The sequence below is a fragment of the Psychrobacter sp. TB20-MNA-CIBAN-0197 genome (assembly GCF_040309765.1).
GTDB lineage: Bacteria > Pseudomonadota > Gammaproteobacteria > Pseudomonadales > Moraxellaceae > Psychrobacter > Psychrobacter submarinus.
In genome coordinates this window covers 1-307 of record NZ_JBEOPC010000294.1, presented here as the reverse complement: position 1 = coordinate 307, position 307 = coordinate 1, and the positions used below count along the sequence as shown (strand labels likewise).

1 protein-coding gene is annotated in these 307 nt (G+C 40.7%); it reads right to left on the bottom strand.

The window, feature by feature from the left end:
• On the bottom strand, positions 1 to 307 hold a 307-nt coding region (locus tag AAEY83_RS13730; protein WP_351059646.1), incomplete at both ends, for a sugar transferase.

The window sequence follows — 307 nt, the reverse complement described above, 5'->3', positions numbered from 1 at the left end:
ACATTATGGCGTTTAGCTTGTTCTGAGTTATACAGCGGTAAATACTGTACTAGTAGTGGCCTTGGCCCAACTAAGCTCATGTCGCCTTTAATAACATTAAACAAGCCAGGTAGCTCGTCTAAACTGGTAGAACGTAGAAAAGCACCAAATTTAGTCATTCTTTCGTTATCCGGAAGCAAGTTACCGTGCTTATCTTTGGCATCGAGCATGCTTCTAAACTTCATCATTTTAAAAACTTTACCGTTTAAGCCAGGGCGGTCTTGCGTAAAAAAAATAGGTGAGCCCAATTTGATCCTCATTAACGCAG